This is a genomic window from Bacillus sp. AFS037270 (genome assembly GCF_002585305.1).
In genome coordinates, this window is sequence record NZ_NUNF01000065.1 from 60,205 (window position 1) to 77,858 (window position 17,654).

16 protein-coding genes are annotated in these 17,654 nt (G+C 37.8%); 10 read left to right on the top strand and 6 right to left on the bottom strand.

Annotation, left to right across the window (positions count from 1 at the left end):
* Window positions 1–42: 42 nt before the first annotated feature.
* Window positions 43–930 (top strand): LysR family transcriptional regulator, encoded by an 888-nt coding sequence (locus COD92_RS26330; protein WP_098996648.1) that lies wholly within the window; start codon window positions 43–45, stop codon window positions 928–930.
* Between the two features lie 39 nt (window positions 931–969).
* Here the strand turns inward: COD92_RS26330 and COD92_RS26335 are convergent, their stop codons facing one another.
* From COD92_RS26335 to COD92_RS26350, 4 genes are all read right to left on the bottom strand, one after another.
* Complete coding sequence (locus COD92_RS26335) at window positions 970–2,328, bottom strand: amino acid permease (RefSeq protein WP_098531999.1); 1,359 nt, start codon at window positions 2,326–2,328, stop codon at window positions 970–972.
* A gap of 400 nt (window positions 2,329–2,728) precedes the next feature.
* Window positions 2,729–2,950, bottom strand: coding sequence for a DeoR family transcriptional regulator (locus COD92_RS26340; RefSeq protein ID WP_007086548.1), 222 nt, complete (start codon window positions 2,948–2,950; stop codon window positions 2,729–2,731).
* Between the two features lie 740 nt (window positions 2,951–3,690).
* Complete coding sequence (locus COD92_RS26345) at window positions 3,691–4,626, bottom strand: response regulator (RefSeq protein ID WP_098996649.1); 936 nt, start codon at window positions 4,624–4,626, stop codon at window positions 3,691–3,693.
* A gap of 4 nt (window positions 4,627–4,630) precedes the next feature.
* Window positions 4,631–5,950, bottom strand: coding sequence for a sensor histidine kinase (locus COD92_RS26350; protein WP_141561145.1), 1,320 nt, complete (start codon window positions 5,948–5,950; stop codon window positions 4,631–4,633).
* Between the two features lie 259 nt (window positions 5,951–6,209).
* Between COD92_RS26350 and COD92_RS26355 the strand changes: the two genes are divergently transcribed.
* From COD92_RS26355 to COD92_RS26365, 4 genes are all read left to right on the top strand, one after another.
* A complete protein-coding gene (locus COD92_RS26355; RefSeq protein WP_255295298.1) occupies window positions 6,210–7,190 on the top strand; it encodes a glutaminase in 981 nt (326 codons plus the stop codon).
* A 122-nt stretch (window positions 7,191–7,312) separates the two neighbouring features.
* Window positions 7,313–8,605 carry a Glu/Leu/Phe/Val family dehydrogenase gene (locus COD92_RS26360; protein WP_098996651.1) on the top strand — a complete coding sequence of 431 codons (1,293 nt, stop codon included), beginning with the start codon at window positions 7,313–7,315 and terminating at the stop codon, window positions 8,603–8,605.
* Between the two features lie 42 nt (window positions 8,606–8,647).
* Entirely contained in the window at window positions 8,648–8,788 is a 141-nt protein-coding gene (locus COD92_RS32300; protein ID WP_176541317.1) for a hypothetical protein, read from the top strand.
* A gap of 268 nt (window positions 8,789–9,056) precedes the next feature.
* The gene (locus COD92_RS26365) at window positions 9,057–10,490 is read left to right on the top strand and encodes an alanine/glycine:cation symporter family protein (RefSeq protein ID WP_098996652.1); all 1,434 of its coding nucleotides are present in this window, start codon (window positions 9,057–9,059) and stop codon (window positions 10,488–10,490) included.
* Between the two features lie 229 nt (window positions 10,491–10,719).
* On the opposite strand, the gene cysK is transcribed toward COD92_RS26365, so the two are convergent.
* Complete coding sequence (gene cysK, locus COD92_RS26370; RefSeq protein ID WP_098996653.1) at window positions 10,720–11,649, bottom strand: cysteine synthase A; 930 nt, start codon at window positions 11,647–11,649, stop codon at window positions 10,720–10,722.
* A gap of 148 nt (window positions 11,650–11,797) precedes the next feature.
* On the opposite strand from cysK, the gene thpR reads away from it, so the two are divergent.
* The 4 genes from thpR (at window position 11,798) to COD92_RS26390 (ending at window position 16,484) form a co-directional block, all read left to right on the top strand.
* Entirely contained in the window at window positions 11,798–12,367 is a 570-nt protein-coding gene (thpR, locus tag COD92_RS26375) for an RNA 2',3'-cyclic phosphodiesterase (RefSeq protein ID WP_098532042.1), read from the top strand.
* A gap of 22 nt (window positions 12,368–12,389) precedes the next feature.
* Window positions 12,390–13,376 carry a diacylglycerol/lipid kinase family protein gene (locus tag COD92_RS26380; protein WP_098996654.1) on the top strand — a complete coding sequence of 329 codons (987 nt, stop codon included), beginning with the start codon at window positions 12,390–12,392 and terminating at the stop codon, window positions 13,374–13,376.
* Complete coding sequence (gene pulA, locus COD92_RS26385) at window positions 13,363–15,498, top strand: type I pullulanase (protein ID WP_098996655.1); 2,136 nt, start codon at window positions 13,363–13,365, stop codon at window positions 15,496–15,498. The genes COD92_RS26380 and pulA overlap by 14 nt, the downstream gene beginning before the upstream one ends.
* 212 nt (window positions 15,499–15,710) lie before the next feature.
* Window positions 15,711–16,484 (top strand): phosphotransferase family protein, encoded by a 774-nt coding sequence (locus tag COD92_RS26390; RefSeq protein ID WP_098532007.1) that lies wholly within the window; start codon window positions 15,711–15,713, stop codon window positions 16,482–16,484.
* On the opposite strand, the gene COD92_RS26395 is transcribed toward COD92_RS26390, so the two are convergent.
* Complete coding sequence (locus tag COD92_RS26395) at window positions 16,485–16,763, bottom strand: YtzH-like family protein (protein ID WP_098996656.1); 279 nt, start codon at window positions 16,761–16,763, stop codon at window positions 16,485–16,487.
* Window positions 16,764–16,924: 161 nt separating this feature from the next.
* Here COD92_RS26395 and trmB point away from each other — a divergent pair, with 161 nt between their 5' ends.
* Entirely contained in the window at window positions 16,925–17,572 is a 648-nt protein-coding gene (trmB, locus tag COD92_RS26400; protein ID WP_098996657.1) for a tRNA (guanosine(46)-N7)-methyltransferase TrmB, read from the top strand.
* Window positions 17,573–17,654 lie beyond the last annotated feature (82 nt).

The window sequence follows — 17,654 nt, forward strand, 5'->3', positions numbered from 1 at the left end:
ACTATAGCTTTAAATCTATTTAAATGTGAAGGTGTATAAAAGATGGAGCTTTTACAACTACAATATTTTCAAACAGTTGCGAGACTTGAACATATGACGAGAGCGGCAGAAGAACTGCAAATTGCCCAGCCATCACTAAGTAAAACGATAGCCAGATTAGAAGAAGATCTTGGTGTCTCCTTATTTGATCGTAAGAATCGACAGCTCAAGCTAAATCATTATGGAAGATTGTTTTTAGAGCGTGTAAACCGGGTGTTTTTAGAATTAAATGAAGGGAAGAGAGAAATTGAGGATGAACTTGAACGTGGTCAAACACAAATTACCTTAGCGGTCAGCATTCCAAAAGTACTTCCTGAATTATTGAGTTCGTTTTTAAAGGAATTCCCTGAGATTAAATTTCAACAGGTGCTAGAGTCTACTTCATCAATGAAGAGTCTCCTTGAGAAGGCCGAGATTGACTTCTGTATTTCATCAGTGGAAATTGTCGGCAGTGATATTGTGTGGGAACCACTTATGACGGAACAAATTTACCTAGTTGTTCCCCCGGAGCATCCTTTGGCAAAGAGAGAGAAAATATACCTTAATGAAGTAAAAGACGAGTCATTTATTAGTATGAATACGGGATTCGGGTTTCGAAATCTAACCGATGAATTTTGTCATGAAGCAGGTTTTGTTCCTAATATTGCTTTTGAAGGAGATGAACCTGGGGTGATTGGGGATTTGGTCCGGCAAGGATTGGGAGTGGCCTTTATTCCGGAAATATCTTGGCTGGGAAATTCGAAGCCTTTTCCTAATAAACTAGAAATCATTGAACCCCATTGTCAAAGAACCATAGGGTTAGGCTGGTCAAAAAGGAGATACCTGTCTAATCCAAGTCAGCACTTTCGTCAATATGTGCTGGATTATTTTTCAAAAATTAATGGTAGATGAAAAATAAAAGGCCAGCGCTTGCTGGCCTTAATTTACATGTTATGCGATTATTTTTCTACCATCAGTTTTTTTATAAATAAAGGAAAGAAGGATAAGTATCCCAATCGTTACAAGACAAACGGATGTACCAATCAAATTGTTGGAGTTAAATAAAAATCCAATGAAAATGATGCTTAATGAAACTAGCGCAAAAATCGTTGTGTATGGGAACCACTTCACTTTAAAAGCTGGTTTATTTTTGTAAAGCGGTCTTAGTTTTAACTGGGCTGCACAAATGCTCATCCAAATAATCATGACTGTAAAACCAGGGATCGTCATGAGGTAGCCAATGACTTGGCTTGGTGTCAAATACGCTAAATATACACCCGCCAAAATACAAATACTCGTAATCATAATCCCAATAAAAGGTATTCCCTTAGATGAAACCTTTGCGAGGACTTTAGGGGCCACATCACTTTGGGCCATCGAATACAATGTTCTCGATGTGGCATAAATACCGGAATTTGCAGCTGAAAGGACAGCCGTTAAAAGGACAAAGTTCATAATGTGGGCAGCTCCAGGTAAGCCTGTACTACTGAAAACCTGAACAAATGGACTGTCTTGACCGGTCACTTTGTTCCAAGGCATCATCCCGCAAATGATAAGAATGGGTAAAACATAAAAAATAATCACGCGCCAGACAGCGCCTTTTATAATTCTTGGTAAGACACGTTCAGCATCTTTGGTTTCAGTAACTGCAACCCCAATTAATTCAGCCCCTCCATAAGAAAACATGACAACTAAGAAGGCACTAAATGTTCCGCCTAGTCCGTGCGGAAAAAAGCCGCCGTGCTCGGTATAGTTTGAGAGTGGGTCGTGAAGGTTGCTTGGAATTAAGCCTAAAAGAAGTAAAAATCCTAAGATAATAAAGGCAATTAGGGCAATAATTTTAATGCCAGCAAACCAAAATTCCAGCTCGCCATAGTATTTTACTTGGAATAAATTGATGCCAACAATGACAATCGCACATAGAAAGCTGAGCAGCCACAATGGGACACTCGGAAACCAAAATTGAAGAAAACTTCCCGCCGCTAATAATTCAACAACGGTGACTAAAATCCAATTAATCCAGTATAGCCATCCAACAAGAAAGGAAACTTGAAATCCAAACGCCTTATTTACTAAATGCTGTACATTTAGATTAGGATAAGCGAGCGCCATTTCGCCTAAGGCTGCCATAATAATGAATAACAATAAACCGCCGATTAAATAGGCTACAATTACACTAGGTCCAGCTATATTTAAGGTATCGGAGCTGCCTTTAAAGATCCCTGTTCCGATCATCCCGGCCAAGGCGATAAACTGGACATGCCTTGGCAGAAGCCCCTTTTTTAGATTCTGCTGCTGATTTTTCTTCATATACGTACCTACTTTTCTTTTTTACTTAAACGCTTTTAAGCACTAAAGCATTTTCTTATATTAATATATCATAATTATTATTCCTGTCAAATAGAATTGAAGAATAAGAGGATGAAAAAAATTAAATAAAATATTTTGCCTTAAGGAAACTTAATTGGTATTGGTGAATATTATAAAGTAAATAGGAGATGATTATATGGTGCTTACCCCTCGCTTACAGCGGAGAATTCTAATGTATTCATATGTATTTAGAAAGCTTGGCATTTTATCAGAGCAAGAATTTAGCCAAATTACAAATTTCACACCTCTTACTGAAAAACGATAATATTATAAACAGTAAAAAGCACGCGATTGAAATCGCATGCTTTTTTATGCGGATTGTTTAATTTTATTTTTGAATTTAAGATGACATCTTCACTTTCTTTTGTGTTGTTGTCCATTTTCCGCGGCTTGGGCTGATCACCAAGTCATTATAGGCTAAGACATTTAAATCTCGTTGTATGGTGCGAGGAGTGATACCAAATTCCTCTACAAGTTCTTGAGTCGTAACAGTGCCGTTATTTCTTATAAACATGTAGATACATTTGATGCGGTTTAACATCCGGTTAGTTGAAGGTTTCAAAGAACCACTCCCTATCCTAAATTTCAAACCTATGGCTTAATCCAGCTACCGACGCCTATTTGAAGATTACTCTTCAAGAAATATGTAGTTTCTTTTCCGCGCAGACATCTCCTTTAATGGAATGTGACTGTGGATACTTAGATGTCATACATCTAACCTTATTGTACCCATAATTTCAGAAAATTTCTACCAATATAGTAAAGAAAACAAGATATTCTTCGGTAATTAATGGTAATGCTCTGTTTTTACCTCCTCCTAAATTATTTTATACTATAGAGTATGGGGGAAAGTACTTGGTTTATGTTAAAATTATTTAAATTTTTAACATCGCCTTTACATATGATGGAGCTGCCCTAAACTTTTATTTAAATGGAACCTTAATGGCGAGATAAAGTAAGGCTGGAACTTTATATAATTCCACCATGCCTTTCACTTTTGGCGCAGAACCTAAAACAGCCAATTGTTATATTGACAATGTGAAATTAGTGAAGTTAGACTTTGGAACCACGCTTTAACTCAAACTGAGCTTCAAGACTGCTTTTATAAAGCGCTTTATCATTTTATTGTAAGAAAAAAGTGTGCTGTTGAAGTAATGTGAGGAGTATTCATTTGGTACCAGATGATATAAGGCAGTACAATAAATGCCTATATGTATTTTATATGTATATCTCTTAACAGATAAACTTCACTAAATTGCGGTTCAGTGAAGTTTATATCTGTCTAATTAAAGCTTAAATTAATTATTGAGACTCTGAAATGACTCGCTGCGCTTCAAAATAAAGAACTTGAATGAATTTTTTCGTATTGATCCTTGTAAGGGAGGTCGACGGTGTTGAACTATACTTTAATTCTGTCATCTTCTTCCTTACGGATGTAAAATCAAAAAACTTCGAAGCGTAGTTTTCGAACTTCCAATTGGAAAAATCAGCAAGACCTAGGGAAGCAAGATGAGTCAATGATTGTGAAATAGCCCGTCGAACTCGTTGTTCAGAAGCCTTTATTTCTTTTTTTAACTCAGACTCCGATGCGGATGATCCCAGTCTTTTTTTAGCCAGATCAACGAAAATTTCTTTAAGGATCGGAACCCCTTTATGTAACGAATACTCATGTTCATTCTGATGTAAGTACTCCAATATATCCAGTAAATCTTTACTTCCGTTTTCGCCAGCGATTCCTAATTCAGATAATAGAACATGACCTGATGTTCTTATATTTTTTTCGTCGAACGTTTTTTGTTGTTTATCTAGCGGGTGATACGATTTAAGCACGACATTGAGGGATTTGTGAATCTCGTGTATCGATTTTTCCAATCGAATTCGTTCTATGACTTTCTGAATAATCGTCAGTATTTCTATCCTATTGATTGGTTTGGTTATATAGTATTCACTGCCAAGGGAATAGGCTTCAGCAATCATCTCTTTCGATTCTACTTGAGAGATCATGATGATTTTCCCTTTGAATAATGGTTTAATTTGCCGAATGGTTTCTAGTCCGTCTTGAACCGGCATTAAAAAATCGATCAATAGAATATCTATATTTAACATGTTTAATCTGTTTCCATCCAACAAAGAGCCATCTTCTGCCTCCCCGGCCACTACTCCTAAACCCTCATCTTCAATGATTTGGGCCAGCATCGAACGAACCGCTTCATCATCATCTGTTATATAAAAAAGCATCGAATCACCCTTTCTCCATTAAATGAACTGCCGGTAATTGAATAATGAAACTAGAACCTGTTCCGCTTAATCGATTGTCGACGAAAATTTCACCTTTAAGCTGTTCAACCATCTCGTTTACAAAGGATAGTCCCATCCCCGTTGAAGGGTTTCCGGAATGATCGTACTTAGTCGTAAACCCGGGCTTAAAAATTAAATTTTTATGTTTTTCGGCAACACCGGGGCCGTTATCTTCAATTTGGAATTTAACCCAATGCTGATTCCTTTCTATATTAATAGTAATGGATCCAATATTAACGATGGCTTCTACAGAATTTGTGACTATATTATTGATAATCGACAGAAGGGTAAAAACATGGTATGGAGGATGAACTCCCTCAATGGAATATTCAATTTGAATACTTTTTCCTAGAAAACTTGCATAATTTTCGTTTGTTTTTTTGATAATGGAAACTAGTTCGTCAAGTTTCATATAATCTGTAAAACTTTCACCAGAAATCAGTTTAGAAAGCCCAGCAAAAATACGGTGGTTATCTTTTTTTATCTCATGAACTTCACCGGCAATTATTAATGCCTGCCTGCGGAGTTCCTCGATCGTATTCTCAGCAGCCCCTTCATTTTTCATAAGGTTTAAGCTTTTGTATAGATCATATGATTTTTTTGTAATGTTTTCAGCATCCTGCAATGTTTTTTTTAAATGAATGGATTCCTCATATAAATTGGAAATGAGCATGAGCATGTGTTCATTTTGCTTTCTAATTTGTTTTTCTCTTGCCTGTGCTTCATATAGCTGCATCATCGTGAAAAAGCTGATAACAAGAAAGCTGTGTGATATCGCCATAATCAGGATTTCACTTATCGCTGTTAACTTAATCGTTGTTCCCAATACCAAATATTGCATGATCAATTCTGCCATATCAGATAATATTTCGATGGTGATGCCAATCAATCCCATTAATATGGGCCGGTTATTGAAACGATTGACTTTAGCAAAATAAAAGAAGCAAGCATAGGTGAAATAAAAGAAAAAACTGGAAAAATTGGATTCAAAAGAGGAAATCCAATTCCAATTACCTTGGTTGATAAATTCCAACAGAATGCGAAAACTCACAACTTGAATGGCAGTCAAGAAACCAGGAAAAACTGCTGGAATTTTTCGAAACAACAGCAAAAAGAATAAAAATGCCGGCACGCCAAAACTGATTCGAAACGTTTCATTAATTGGATAAAAATTTAATTCACCTGCTAATGGGACTGTTATCATCATTAAAACAAGGATGAATAGGTCTTTTTTTAATAATGGGCTTATATTCAAAAAGGTCACTTCCTCATTTTTCTGAAAATTAGTATACAGATAGATTCGTTTTAATACAATGCAAACTTTTCTTTTTAACCAATCCAAACCATTTTAAATAAAAAATAAAAAATAAAAAATGTTCTGTAGTTTTTCGTTTTCTTCTGTAGTTCAGATTATAGAATCAATTATATCTTTCTATCAGAAAATAGAAAGCGTTTTCCTTTTGCTGAATTTTTTCCTTAAAAACGTTTAAGAAAGAGAGGATTCGAAGAATTTGATTGAAGAAATTAATAAAGAGACTAAAGATCAGACCCGGAATGAAAAGATGGATAGCTTGGAGGAATGGGTGATGCATTATCGTTCCTATGGAGTTGAAGGGCAATGTGCAAGCTATATTCCTGCTTTAGGAAAAGTCAACCCATCTCAGTTAGGTATTTGTATTGTAGGATCAAATGGAATGGTAATGAAAGCAGGGGATTGGCAAGTCCCTTTCACTCTGCAAAGTATCTCAAAAGTAATCAGCTTTATAGCTGCTTGTGTAAGCCGCGGTATACTCTATGTGCTTGATCGGGTCGACGTGGAACCAACTGGGGATGCCTTTAACTCCATTATTCGTCTAGAAATGCATAAACCTGGTAAGCCGTTTAACCCCATGATCAATGCAGGAGCGATTACCATTGCGTCGCTTCTTCCAGGAGAATCATCAAAACATAAATTGGAGTTCCTTTACGAATTTATTGAAAAAATGATAGGGAAACGTCCGAACATCAACGAGGAAGTTTTCCAATCAGAGTGGCTGACAGCAAATCGAAATAGAGCTTTAGCCTACTATTTGAAAGAGACAGGTTTTTTGGAATCTGAGGTGGAAGAAGCCTTAGAGGTTTACTTAAAGCAGTGTGCCATAGAAGTAAATACCGAAGATATAGCCATGATTGGAATGATCCTGGCAAACGATGGATATCATCCGATGCAAAAAGTACAGGTACTCCCCAAAGAAGTGGCCAGACTTACCAAAGCCTTAATGCTTACATGCGGAATGTACAATGCCTCAGGTAAGTTTGCCGCCTTTGTCGGTATGCCAGCCAAAAGTGGAGTATCAGGGGGGATCTTAGCAACCGTTCCTGAGAGCATGAAAAGAGAACTGCCTTTTCATGATGGATGGGGCATTGGCATTTATGGTCCAGCTATTGATGAGTATGGAAATAGTCTGACGGGTGTTAAGTTATTGAAACATATATCGAAGGAATGGGATTTGTGTATTTTCTAACAACATCTTAAAAAAACGAGTTTCCAGGGGAAATTTCATTGGACATTTGAAAATTCATACGAAATTAAGAAAACGATGCAATACCAACTTTTATTCTTCAAATAAAATAAGGAGTGATTTTAATGGCGTTAATAAATACTGTAGAAAGCCTTGCCGAAGAACAGAAAAAAGAAAAGGAATCTCTAGATTTGTTTCTTTCTACACAAACGGTCATAAAAGAGGCGTTGGATAAATTAGGTTATTCAAATAATGAATTTGAATTATTCAAAGAACCCATCCGAATGCTCACTGTCCGCATACCTGTAAGAATGGACGATGGTTCGATCAAAGTGTTTACCGGTTTTCGTTCCCAACATAATGATGCAGTAGGACCGACAAAAGGAGGCGTACGATTTCACCCAGAAGTGAACGAAGAAGAGGTAAAGGCCTTGTCTATTTGGATGAGTTTAAAGTGCGGCATTGCGAACCTTCCTTTCGGTGGTGGAAAAGGAGGCATTAGGTGTGAACCGAGAAATATGTCGTTTGCAGAACTGGAAAGATTGAGTCGTGGTTATGTTCGTGCTATCAGCCAAATTGTCGGGCCTACAAAAGATATACCAGCTCCCGATGTATATACAAACTCTCAAATCATGGCTTGGATGATGGATGAGTATAGTCGCCTTCGTGAATTCGATTCTCCTGGATTCATTACGGGCAAGCCCCTTGTTTTAGGAGGGTCACAAGGACGTGAAACGGCAACAGCCCGCGGTGTAACCATATGTATTGAAGAAGCGGTAAAGAAAAAAAACATTGACTTGCAAGGTGCTCGAATAGTGATTCAAGGTTTTGGGAATGCAGGAAGTTTTTTGGCCAAATTCATGCATGATGCTGGAGCAAAAGTGATTGGTATTTCGGATGCATATGGTGCTCTTTATGATCCAGAAGGCCTTAATATTGATTACCTGCTCGATCGACGCGATAGTTTTGGTACAGTAACACCTTTATTTAACAATGCAATCACGAATCAAGAATTACTTGAAAAAGAATGTGATATTCTTGTGCCGGCTGCCATTTCCAATCAAATTACAGCACAAAACGCCGATCGTATTAAGGCTTCAATCATAGTGGAGGCAGCTAATGGGCCAACAACCCTTGAAGCAACTAAAATTTTGGATGAAAGAGGAATTCTCCTTGTTCCGGATATATTGGCAAGTGCTGGTGGTGTCACCGTATCTTACTTTGAATGGGTTCAAAACAATCAAGGATTTTATTGGTCACAGGAAGAGGTGGCTGAAAAATTACGAAAAGTAATGGTGGATTCTTTTGAAAATATTTATCAAACAGCACATGTCCATCAAGTAACTATGCGCTTAGCAGCGTATATGGTTGGAATAAGAAAACTGGTTGAAGCATCAAGCTTCCGGGGCTGGATCTAAAATGCGAGATTTTTCTCTATCTATGGAAGGGAGGAAATTTATTTGTGGATCATCACTGTCCATTCAAAAAACAATCTAAAAATGTTTGAGTATGACACTGAAAAAGAAGCAAAAGAGGCATTCGGAAAAATTAAGGGTTGTAAAATCCTTACTGAGATACTTTACCTTTCGATGTATTCATAGAATCTGTTTAATCAAAATGGGACCTGACCACATAATCCATTTTTATCCTCTGTGTGCAGTGCCGATCTTTACGCTGCATGTATAGTTAACGGGTACTGGTCAAACGATGCTGATGGAATTATACCGTATTAATAAATGATCTTATCTTAAGATTCTAGCAGCAGGCGGCCACATCGCCGGCACTAACTCTACTTCGATTCAAACCATCGTTTATCAAACTGTGTGCCTAATTGCTTCAATATATACTACATTAATAAGGGGTGGTAAGATGCAACAATTACTACAAAGTATGGTTGGTGTAACAAATGATTTTCTATGGTCAAAATTACTAATTATTATGCTTGTTTCTTGTGGGATTTATTTCACACTTAAAACGAAATTTGTACAGTTTCGAATGTTAAAGGAAATGGTCCGTGTTTTAATGGAAGGGAAAAAGGGTTCCAAAGACGAAATTTCGCCATTTCAAGCGTTCTGTGTTGGTATGGCCGCCCGCGTTGGGACAGGTAATATCACAGGAATCGCGATTGCGATTGCGTTAGGCGGTCCTGGAGCGGTATTCTGGATGTGGATTATTGCGATTATTAGCTCAGCATCCAGCTTTATTGAAAGTACGTTAGCGCAAGTATATAAAGTAAAAGATAAAAATGGTTTCCGCGGCGGCCCATCCTATTATATGGAAAAAGGATTAAACAAACGTTGGATGGGCGTAATATTCTCCATTTTAATTACGATTTCTTTCGGTCTTGTATTCAATTCTGTACAATCAAATACCGTTTCTATTGCGTTTGAGAACTCATTTGGTACACATCGTTTAACGTTAGGGATTATCATGGCACTTGTTTTCTCTGTGATTATCTTTGGCGGTGTAACACGTATTGCCAAAATGGCGGAATATAAGGTTATGATTCTTTCTGTGTTATACATTGGTATTGCCTTATTTATCATAGCTACGAACATTACTAAAATGCCGGAAATTCTTTCTCTTATTGTTAAAAACGCGTTTGGACTTCAACAAATGGCAGGCGGTACAATCGGTGCTGCGCTCATGAATGGAGTGAAACGTGGCTTATTCTCGAATGAAGCGGGTATGGGAAGTGCGCCAAACGTGGCCGCAACAGCAACAACCAGTCATCCGGTTAAACAAGGACTTATTCAAGCATTTGGTGTATTAACGGATACACTGATTGTTTGTACAAGCACTGCATTTATTATTTTACTTTCTGATGCTTGGAAACAACCAGGGTTAGAGGGAATTGCCCTTACACAAGCTGCATTAAGTGAACACGTCGGTTCCTGGGCATCAGGCTGTCTTGCTATCTTCATTTTCCTATTTGGATTCGGTGCGTTAATCGGTAACTATTATTATGGAGAAACAAATATTCGATTCTTACACACAAGTAAAGTATGGTTGATGGTATATCGCATAAGCGTGGTAGCCATGATTCTATTCGGTTCCGTTGCAAAAGTCCAACTTGTATGGGATTTAGCGGATTTATTTATGGGCTTTATGGTTATCATAAACTTGATTGCTATTACATTACTAGGAAAAATAGCCTTTACTGCTTTAACGGATTACATGAAACAGAAAAAAGCTGGTAAAGATCCTATCTTTTATAAAGATTGTATTAAAAATCATGAAGGCATTGAATGTTGGGAGCTCTCCCCAGCTACTTCAACTTCAAAAAAGGAAAAAGCTATGTAAATAATACAAAAAGATGTTCAGATACAATTCGCGGTCTGAACATCTTTTTGTTGGTTCTGCTATAAAAAACATCTATTTTTAATCCTGCAATAGATTAGGTTGGTTTATTTGACGACCGGTTAAAAGCAACCGCCATCCAAGCAAGCTATGAATTAGCGAAAACGGAATAAAAATATAAAAGAAAAAAGACGTGTTCGGGTAACACGTCTTTTCGTATAGGCAGCTGCAATTAATATTCAAATAAATCACTTGATAGATATCTTTCCCCTGTATCACAGGCAATACAAACCACAACATCAGCCGGTGATAATCGTTTTGCAACTTCTAACGCCGCAAAACAAGCACCCCCTGATGATGGACCAACTAGAATACCTTCCTCTTTGGCCAATCTTCTGGTAATCTCATAAGCATCCTCATCTGTAATTTGATGAATCTCATCATATACTTCTTCATTAAGAATTTTCGGAATAAAACCAGGGCTTGTACCAACAAGCTTATGTTTACCTGGTTTCCCGCCTGATAATACTGGAGAACCCTTTGGTTCGACAACATGCACGGATAAACCTTGAAAATAGGCTTTTAGAGTTTCTCCTGTTCCCGTGATGGTTCCACCTGTTCCGGCTGTCGCAACGAAAGCTGAAAGTGGTTTACCGATTTCTTTTAGGCCTTCAATAATCTCTACAGCAGTAGTCTGTCTGTGGGCATCCGGGTTTGCATTATTTTCAAATTGCATCGGGATAAAGCTATTAGGGATATCATTTGCTAATTCCAAAGCCTTCCTAATTGCTCCTGGCATTTTTTCATCCCCAGGGGTTAGGATTACCTTTGCTCCATATGCCGCGAGTAAGCTGATCCGTTCCTTTGTCATCGTATCAGGCATCACAATAATTGCTTGATAACCCCTTGCAGCAGCATTCATCGCAATGCCAATCCCTGTATTGCCGCTCGTCGGTTCAATAATGGTGGAGCCTTTTTTCAAATGTCCACTTTTTTCTGCTTCGATAATCATATTATAGGCGGCCCGGTCCTTTACACTTTTGCTAGGATTAAAAAATTCCAGCTTTAAATAAACAGAGGCCCCATCTTTAGGTGCTAAGCGATTTAGTTTAACTAGCGGTGTATCTCCAATCAGTTCAGCGATATTATTAACTATTTTCATTGGGTTTCCCTTTCTAAACTAAATTTATTTCTCTTTTTATCATAAAGAAAATCATACTGATTGTAAAAAATATCGCCTAATAAACGGTTTGACAGTAGATACAATTGGGAGAAAATAGACTAAAATTATAAAAAGGACTGATATGAATATGAATCAACGACCACACTTTTTTTTCGCTGTGAGAATTCCTGAAGCAGCAAAACTAATCATGATGGATCATATCGAAAGATTAAAGGAAGATATCCCTTTTAGCCGTTGGGTTCATTATATGGACTTACATATTACTTTAGCTTTCTTAGGATCAGCAGAACCTGAAAAACTTAAAGCAGCAGAAAATTATGTGAAAGAGGCCCTACTTAACGAGGGGGCATTTACATTAAAAATAAACAAACTAGGCTTTTTCGGAAAGGAAGAATCACCGCGTGTCTTTTGGGCCGATACAGAAAGCAGCGAGGAGCTTTTCGATATTAGAAGAAAGGTATTTTCGGCATGTGAACAAGCGGGCTTTCAACTGGAAAAACGCGCTTTTAAGCCTCATATTACCTTAGCGAGAAAGTGGAAGGGACCAGTCGGGTTCCAAAAGGAGCTGTTAAATATTTGGTATCAATTGCAGCCGGAACCACTGGAATTTCAAGCTGAAGATGTTGTTGTTTATCAAACACATCTGGACCAAACACCAAAATATGAAGCCGTAACCATATTCCCATTGCAATCATAGAAATTTGAAGAAGGTGGGTTTTATGAAGCAAATTTATTTTATTATTAATCCCAAAGCTGGAAATGGATACTGCCTCGAGGTATGGAAAAAAGTTGAATCTAAGCTAGTGTCTGAACAGATTCACTTTTTAGCTTTTTTTAGCGAATTTCCTGGTCATGCTAAATGCCTTACCAAACAAATTGCGGAGAAAAATCAACAGGAAAAGGTGATTATTGCAGTAGGGGGAGACGGAACGATCCATGAAGTGCTAAACGGGCTTGCTAAGTACGATTATATAACACTAGGTTTTATTCCTGGTGGTTCAGGAAATGAGTTTTCAAGAGGCTTTCATATTCCAATCAATCCCGAAGAGGCTTTACTGGCTATTCTCTATCTTCGGAAGCGGACAGGAAGGCAAATCGATATCGGGAAGGTTTGCCTGACTGGAAGGGAAGAGGAGCACTATTTTATCAATAATATGGGTGCCGGATTTGATGCAATTATCTCTTATCAAGTTAATCAATCCCGAATAAAGGCATTGTTGAATAAATTATCATTAGGCAGGCTGGTTTATGTCTATTTTCTATTAAAAAATGTATTTACCTATAAAACTGCAAGAATTGATTTATCAATTGATGGGAAAAAGCATATATTTGAACAAACATGGTTTGTTACTGTTTCTAACCAGCCTTATTATGGCGGCGGGATGGAAATTGCCCCTGCTGCTGAACCTGATGATGGACTTCTCGATATTACAGTTGTCCATCAATTATCAAGACTAAAGCTATTACTCGTTTTTATTAGTGTTTTTTGGGGCAGGCACATCCATTTTAAAGAAGTGAAAACATATAAGGGGAAAAATATTACAATCCATTCAACAAAAACACAGTATGTTCATGCTGATGGGGAGCATATCGGATACACCCCACTTTCGATTCACCTTCAAGCGAAAGCCGTAGAGGTGTTATCTAGAAGTCGCGGGAAGGAAGAAGTTGATCTGAAGGAGAGGGATTCGAATGAATTCTGTTGACAGGAATTTTTTTGCTTACTTAGATGAAATGAACATCGTTACTATTCTTCTTCCCCATTCATATCATCACGGATTGTCATCTGCATTTTACATGGCAGCCGATGCAGTTAAGACGCCACTGGCCATTTTGGAGAAGACGGAGATTGAGGATCATTTTAAATATATTTGCCAGTTTGAAGGGGAAATTTCCTTTGGCAGGCCCTATTGGATTTTTGATGAGCATGGCGGGAAAACAGATTTACAAATAGGCGCTGTGATTCGAACAGATCGATTTGATGAAAAATTTTATTATGAAGGGAACGACCTCGGTGTCACCTTTCATGCCGAACAAACCTGTTTTAAACTATGGGCACCAACCGCCACAGGTGTCAAATTGAAATTACGTCCATCCGCTAATGATTATTCAGAATTCATAAAGATGAGGCGGGAAGATTTTGGCGTTTGGTCTGTCTGTCTTCACCGTGATTTGGAATTTTACCAATATAGCTTTTTGGTCCTCGTTAATCAAGAATGGCGTGAGGCAGTAGACCCGTATGTCAAGGCAGTAACAGCAAACGGGGAGCAGGGTGTCATTGTAAAGCTCGAGAAGACAGCTAGACCTAGACTCAAGTTTCCACCATTAGAAAACCCTGTGGATGCGATTATTTATGAAACACATATTAGGGATTTTACGATTGATGACAATGGCGGTGTCAAAAATAAGGGACTGTATTTAGGTGCTGGCGAATTGGAAACAAATGGTCCGGATGGTGAAGTGACTGGTCTATCATATGTCAAAGATTTAGGGATCACTCATATCGAATTTCTCCCGTTTAACGATTTTGCCGGTGTGGACGAATTAAACCCAGCTAAACAGTATAACTGGGGATATAATCCTCTTCACTTCAATACCCCTGAGGGAAGCTATGCAACCGATCCATCTAATCCTTATTCCCGAATCATTGAGTTGAAAAAATTAATCGATCAAATTCACAGTATTGGACTCGGTGTCATCATGGATGTAGTTTTTAATCATGTCTATATTCGTGAGCAATCCTCCTTTGAAAAAATAGTCCCAGGCTATTATTTTCGTCATAACGAAATTGGTTTGCCTTCAAACGGCACTGGTGTTGGAAATGATGTTGCTTCAGAGCGGAAAATGGTACGGAAATTTATCGTTGACTCGGTCCGTTATTGGCTTGAAGAATACCACATCGATGGATTTCGATTTGATTTAATGGGGATTTTGGACGTAACCACGATGAATGAGGTACGAAAGACTTGTGACAGCCTTTCAAATGGGATTTTAATTATTGGTGAAGGCTGGAACCTTAATACTCCTCTGCCGCCCGCTCAAAAGGCAACGATAGCCAATCAAGCAAAAATACCGGAAATTGGACAGTTTAATGATAAATTTAGAGACACTATCAAAGGAAGTACGTTTAATTTGTTTGATAAAGGCTTTGCCTTAGGGAATGAGCATTTGGTGGATGCCGCGATGGAGGTCATAACCGGCAGTATCGGTTTTACCAAAAAGAGTACTCGTCTCTTTAATAACCCTTCTCAATGCGTCAATTATGTAGAATGTCATGATAATCATACGCTCTGGGATAAACTTCAAGGCTGCTATTCTGAAGCGGATCCTGCGGTTCGACAAAAATACCATCGCCTTGCAACAGGAATTGTTTTATTATCACAGGGTATTCCGTTTCTTCATAGTGGACAGGAGTTTTTTCGCACAAAGCAAGGAGATGGAAATAGCTATCGTTCTCCAGATAGGATCAATCTGCTCAATTGGGATCGAAAAAGTAAATATAAAGACAATGTCGAATACATTAAGGGTCTTATTAGCATTCGCCAGAAGTTTTCATGTTTTCGGATGAGAACTACTGAGGAAATTCGTGCTCACATACAAGCGCTGTCATTTTCTGCTCCTGTTTTAGGATGTTTATATCAATTACCTATGGAGGAGGTCATTCTTGTTATTAATCCATCCTCCAAAGTTCAAAGGATTATCCTTCCTGAGGGGGAATGGGGAATATTAGCTAATCACAAGAATGCGGGAATTTCTGCCAAAGATTATATAAATTCGGAAGAACATTTTCTTGAACCCATTTCTCTAAATGTTTTGCTAAAAAAATAGTTTTTCAAGATTACTTGACGAAAAAAGGGCATAGGAATAAAATTTACTAAGATGGCTATTGTGTGCAATGGTTTCAATAGCTTTTTTTTTATTTATAAAAAAGAGCTATTGTTATAATTGTGGTTACTAAACCTTCCTACAGCACAGGTTTTACCTCGTATATTAAAGAGGAATAAGCCCATTAGAACGGCATAAATTGAAGGTGAGCAATTTTGGAACATTTACTAGGACAAGAGTGGGAAATTACCCCAGCTGGAGGCAAAACAGGAGAAGCCTTTTATGCAAAATATAAGGATCAAAGCCTTTTCTTAAAGCGGAATTCCTCTCCATTCCTTGCAGTACTATCAGCAGAAGGCATTGTCCCAAAGCTTGTATGGACAAAACGATTGGAAAACGGAGATGTAATAACAGCACAGCAATGGCTTCCTGGCCGGGAGTTAAAGCCCTCTGAAATGAACCAAGAGAGTGTTGCCAGATTGCTTAAGAAAATACATTGTTCTGAACCGATGCTTGGAATGTTGAGCCGGTTAGAAAGTTCACCGGTAAATCCTGAGCCTATTTTACAGTCAGTTGTGAATGAATTGGATGAACAAGTTCTTTCTTTACCTGAATCACAAAAGGCGATCAATTTTCTTAAAGTGGAAGCCTTAAACGTTTATTGTGATGAGAAAGTAGTTTGTCATGGTGATGTCAACCATAACAACTGGCTGCTTGCAGAAGACAACCAGTTGTATTTGATTGATTGGGATGGAGCGATGATTGCTGACCCTGCTATTGATTTAGGGTTATTGCTTTACTGGTACATACCAGAAGAAAACTGGGAGGACTGGTTAAAGCTTTACGATAAAGAGCTTACTGACCATCTGAAACTCAGAATGAAATGGTATGTAACCATTCAAACTCTGTCTTCCATTCAGTGGTATAAAGATAAGAATCGATTGGAAGAAATGACTAAATGGATTGATTTTTTGCAAGATATCCTCTAATCACGAAAATTGGTCGATATCATTGACCCATTGTGATAAATTTTCTTGATTAGATGAGATATGCTGATTTAAATCAGCGGATTGAGCACCATGCTGGCTGTATTGATATACTTCCTGCAAAATATTTTTGACATTCGAATCAATTTGGTTGTTAACCATTAGAGATTTTACTAACCGCTCTAGTTGCTCGCATTCGGAGACGGATCCGCAGCAATCTGTTTGGTGATTGTTTAAAATATCTTTTAGCAGTGTAACTTGGTCACTATGACTTAATGGCATAAAAGCACATCCTTTCAAGTGGAAATAGAAAAAGGAATTCACAGTTAGGTTGTGGATTCTTTTTCTGTTTATGCGCAAACCTTTTTTCCATTTAGTTTGACTTGCATCAAAAAGAACTGCATGGTATGTTTTGAAGGATAACGTTTTTTTAGGAGTGTAAAATGAGACTTAGACATAAACCTTGGGCAAAGGAAAAAATAGAGCAGCATCCGCAATATGTAGTAGCAAACCCAGAAAATTTCAAAGGTAAGTGGCATGAGGCTTTCGAAAAAGAACAGCCGCTCCATATCGAAGTCGGTACAGGTAAAGGTCAATTCATCACTGGAATGGCAAAGGCCAATCCGGATATTAACTATATCGGTATTGAGCTGTACGATAGTGTAATCGTTGCTGCTTTGGACCGCCTGATTGAAGCGGATTTACCCAATCTCAAGCTGTTAAACGTAAACGCCGCGGAGCTAGAAAAATATTTCACAAAAAATGACGTTGATCGGGTTTATTTGAATTTTTCCGATCCATGGCCAAAGTTCCGTCATGAAAAAAGAAGATTGACCTATAAGGATTTCTTGAAGCTTTATGAAAATATATTGGTCAATGGCGGGGAAATTCATTTTAAAACGGATAATCAAGGATTATTCGAGTATTCTCTAATGAGCTTTTCGGCTTATGGTTTATTATTGAAATATGTAAGCCTTGATTTTCATAAAAGTGGTTATGAAGGCAATATTATGACGGAATATGAGCAAAAATTTTCTGAACAAGGAAACCGGATTTACCGTTGTGAAGTTAAATATCAAAATGAAAGATAAAGACAGTTCTTTTATAGGGCTGTCTTTTTTTTAGGTAAGAAAGTATAAAAGTTTTTACCTAGTGAATTGTCCAGCTCCAGCG